The 3,875-nt window shown below is 57.6% G+C and carries 4 protein-coding genes; 1 reads left to right on the top strand and 3 read right to left on the bottom strand.

Annotation, left to right across the window (positions count from 1 at the left end; genetic code table 11):
• The first annotated feature begins 470 nt into the window (after positions 1 to 470).
• The gene (locus ACFWW2_RS25920) at positions 471 to 680 is read left to right on the top strand and encodes a hypothetical protein (protein WP_393933428.1); all 210 of its coding nucleotides are present in this window, start codon (positions 471 to 473) and stop codon (positions 678 to 680) included.
• A gap of 93 nt (positions 681 to 773) precedes the next feature.
• On the opposite strand, the gene ACFWW2_RS25915 is transcribed toward ACFWW2_RS25920, so the two are convergent.
• The 3 genes from ACFWW2_RS25915 to ACFWW2_RS25905 all read right to left on the bottom strand — a co-directional run.
• Entirely contained in the window at positions 774 to 1,295 is a 522-nt protein-coding gene (locus tag ACFWW2_RS25915) for a hypothetical protein (protein ID WP_393933426.1), read from the bottom strand.
• A 515-nt stretch (positions 1,296 to 1,810) separates the two neighbouring features.
• Positions 1,811 to 2,698, bottom strand: coding sequence for a DUF2493 domain-containing protein (locus tag ACFWW2_RS25910; RefSeq protein WP_393933424.1), 888 nt, complete (start codon positions 2,696 to 2,698; stop codon positions 1,811 to 1,813).
• A 723-nt stretch (positions 2,699 to 3,421) separates the two neighbouring features.
• Positions 3,422 to 3,875, bottom strand: a 454-nt coding sequence (locus ACFWW2_RS25905; RefSeq protein ID WP_393933422.1) for a hypothetical protein, incomplete at its 5' end; no start/stop codon positions are given.

Below are 3,875 nucleotides of genomic sequence, written 5' to 3'. Positions count from 1 at the left end.
CGTTTATGCAAGGGCTAAAATGAAAATAATCGTTTAATTACAGCGTAATAGTAGAAATAACGCCCAAGAGCATTGCCCTTTCTTTCTTTGCAATTTCCCGCACAACACCCGCCTTACCTTGATTGTGTTCTTGGTGTTGAGCGCAACCATCGACGATCTGACTTGCCCACACCCCCTGTCGCGTGCTTGCTTTGATGCCCGAGGTGAGGGAGCGCACCGGCCCCCCTATTGGGGGGCCAAATAAAGATCGTGGCCGCTTGCGGCCTCTTTATCAGGACAGCGGTCAGAGTGCGCCTGGTCTGGCTTGCTCGTCAGCCGTCGGATCGGTCGCGCGTCAATCCTCATGTGACGGAGATGGCGCGGCGCACAAGGGGACCGTGGAATAACGAGCACGCGAAGCGCGCGCAGCTTATGCCGCGAAAGCCCCTTGGGTGGCGTGACAGCTTCGGCTAAGTGAGGTGCGCGACTGATTGACGGTTGATGAGCTGCACGGCGCTTTGGACACATCGGACCAAGACCCCGGCTGCGCAAAGTCGCCCGACAAGACGGCCAGCGGGTGGGAGATCACCGCCGCAGCGGACAAGCAGTCTGATGCAATCAGTTCGCGCTTGCGCGAATGGGGGACGCGCCCGGCGCAGGGGGGGCCTGACTATATTTTCAAGGTAGCGAAGCGACTATGAAAATAAGGAAGGGGCCAAGGCGCGTCCCCCCTCCTTTGCTCTCAACACATGCACCGGTTCATTTGAGACATCAGGCCAATTCCACCGGACCGCTCAACTGCCCTTCGACCGCGCAACAACACCGTCTTCTGTGATTGCAGCGATGTTGTCAGGCGTGCGGCGTGACAGCTTCACGCCATCGCCTGACATCATGGCTTCGACATACTTCGTCATTTTCAGGATCGAGCCGTCCGCCTCGATATAAGTGGTATCGTCGTCCGTTTGGCGCGTGATCGCGCCATCGACCTTGACCCGCACCCATGCGCCATTGACGCGGATCGCGACGGAGTCGTCCTCAACGACAATGCCTTCCCAGCCAATATTGCTATCGCGTCGCAGCACGAGTTTGTCTGGCTGCAACTTTATCTGAACATCGCGCGTGGCTGATCTGTCCTCGGCGTGCACCTCCAGGAACACCTCCTGGACCTTTGGGTCGCTGTGGATCGTGGCGTTGGCATTCTTCGGCGGCCAGACCTTCGGCTGATTGCGCACATTGCCCTGCTGATCGGTGTGGAAGCCGATGTAGAGCTGCGCGGACTTCCACAGTCGGCGGGTTGCTTTTGCGACCTGGTTCATTCTGCTTGCTCCATGGTTTTTCCCGTTTCGGCTCCGTGGTTTGCAACGCCAGAAGCCATCCTCTTGGAAGGCCCTTTCAAACAGGCCAAGGAAACGGCCTGTTCTGCGCTGCCATGTGCCACTTGTCCCCCTTCCCGCGTTTTTCCGGCGCAGAGGGGGGCCGGTGAACGATGACCTGTGCTGATTCAGGCTGGTGAACACCCCAAGGGCCGGAACGCAGAGGAGGACCGCGCTTGCGCGGTTGGGAGCCAGAATGAATCTGCTAAGGGAAATCGCCGGCCACCCGACGATCGGAAAACAAGCAAAGCCGCCCATAGGGCGGCGTCGCGACAGTAAAAACCGTCAGATTTGCTAGAGCGTAAGCGGAAGCAAGTCTGTCTTACCCACATGCGCGATCCTTGCTCTTTGCAAGGATATCAACTGAACTGACCGACCCATCAAACAAAGAGAGCTGTTGCATAATGACATAAGACATCAAAATGGACGGTCCCTTCCGGGACCGCCCAGGCTTGGGATCACTCAGCGTCGAAGTGACCGACCTTGATGTGCTTGGCTTCGGCTTTCTGACCGAGGTTGATCGCAACCCCATTGCCCCCGAAGATCAGGACACCAATCGGCTTTGCAGCGATGATCGCGTCATTGGCCTTGAATGGGGCCGCTTTGCCATGTCCCTGCCAATTCGGGCGGAAGAGGACCTGGCGGACCTTATTGTTACGGGCCCATGTGGCTGCGATGCGTTCCACACCCTTGCCATGGCCTTTGTGGCAAAGAACCATGTCAGGGTATTTTGCGAATGTCTGATCCAGGATGCGGTAGATTTCGCGGCAGTCTTTGGCCTCTGCATCGCCGGTGATGGCAATCTTCGGCCCCTCGACTTTGTTGCGCTCGGCCTGTTCGCGGTCGTGCCGGTTCAGAAGCTCTTTGGCTTCGAACACTGCACCGGTTGCTTGGGCATCTTTCGTGGTGCGGCTGCCTGTGACAGGTGTGTAAGCCTGACCTGTCTCGATCTCGTAGCATTGTGCGGCCTTTTCAGCCATGATCTTCAGCGCTTCGGCTTTTTCCCAAAGGGTCTCGAACCGGCTGGACGTCTTTTCCAGTTCCATTTCGGCAACCTCGGAGCCGTCTTGGGCTTCGATGAGACCCTGGATTTGCCGCTTGTGTTTGTCTGCTTGACCAGCTAGCGCCGTCGCGCGGCGCTGCAGCAATGTCGCCAATCCGTGCGCTAATGCTTCGATTTCAGACGCAAGCCCGGTGCCCTGCAGCCCGCCGATCAATGTCTCGAAGGTTTCGAGAACGATTTGATCACGCAGCTCGTCATCATTCGGGATGATCAGGTCATCTGTGCCGTTTTCTGTCAGGCCAAAGAGTTCAATCGCGTCATATGTTGTTGTTTGGTCAAGCATCTCATTTTCTCCTTAGGATGTCTCAGCTGCTCCACGGAATGCGGAACATACCGACCCCCCTCGACCGAAGCGGTTCGGGTCAAGGACGCCGCAGGCGCCAGCTTTGCTGGGCCGCAGTATTTTCAGAGAAACTGGTTCCAATGCGCGCGCGCTGACCGATTGGCGCCACCCTGGCCACACTCCTGACTTCGCCGAAAATACGGAGGATCCTTGAGGCGGGCCGTTTTGGGTGCCATGCCGGAGGCTATGCTTCCGCGTATAGTAGGAGTAGGATTACGTGAGGCAGGCGATACCGGCGCAGGCAAAGGCTGATGGGCTGCGCAGCGCCGACGACGGAATGCAGGAACGCCTCATCGTAGCCCCGCGAAGATGATGGCTGACGGAATGCAGTCTTCGGCCAAGCGGCCTATCAGACTGCTCGCGCCGCAATCGACTGCCGGGCCACCCCACGCTACATCCACACGACTGTGTGAGATCGCATAGCGATCTTCAGACTTTCGACACGCGAAGCCGAGAAAGGCTGGCCGTAAGGCTTTGCAGCGCCTGTTTTGGATCACAATCCCTCCATGGAGCGCCCGGCGAAGGGCTCGTTACCCCTTGTGGGCCGAGACACCTTTGGTGTCTCGGGTGAGGCTTTGCCGAAGTAGAGCCCGGTCAGCTTCAGCTGATCGCCCCAGCTTGGCGTCAATGTGCGCCTTCTCCGGGCATTGGCGTAGAGAATGATCAGCGCTTGGAGATGACCTCGATCGCATCCAAATGAAGCAATCGCGCTACAATAGAAGATGGTGATCGCCCAAATTCACGCGAGATGCCCCGGACGTCAAGCTTGTCGATCTGAAACGCGTGCAATAGACGCTGATCTTCCTCAGCGTTCCATCGATGGCCATGGCGTTCAGCTTTGGACTCATCTGCTTCCACTGGCGCTTCAACTTCAGTCGTTGTAGCGGTGGTCTTGTAGTCTTTGGCGTCTTCTGGGCGTCGCGACGGGCCGGGAACGTCTTCGGCCTCCAACAACCACTGGGGCAGGGTGCCTGCGGCACGGGCGATGAATTTGAGCTCATCCAGACTGATCTGCAGGTTTACGACATTATCGAAGGTCATTGAGATAATGACGCTGCCGTCCGAGATTGTAGCGGCAAGACCACGATGACATTCGTCCCTGGTTTCTTCGACAAGA

Origin of the sequence: Yoonia sp. R2-816 (assembly GCF_046762905.1) — a bacterium.
In the GTDB taxonomy this organism is placed as follows: Bacteria; Pseudomonadota; Alphaproteobacteria; order Rhodobacterales; family Rhodobacteraceae; genus Yoonia.
The sequence above is the reverse complement of the archived record's forward strand: the minus strand, read 5'-3'. Positions and strand labels throughout refer to the sequence as shown.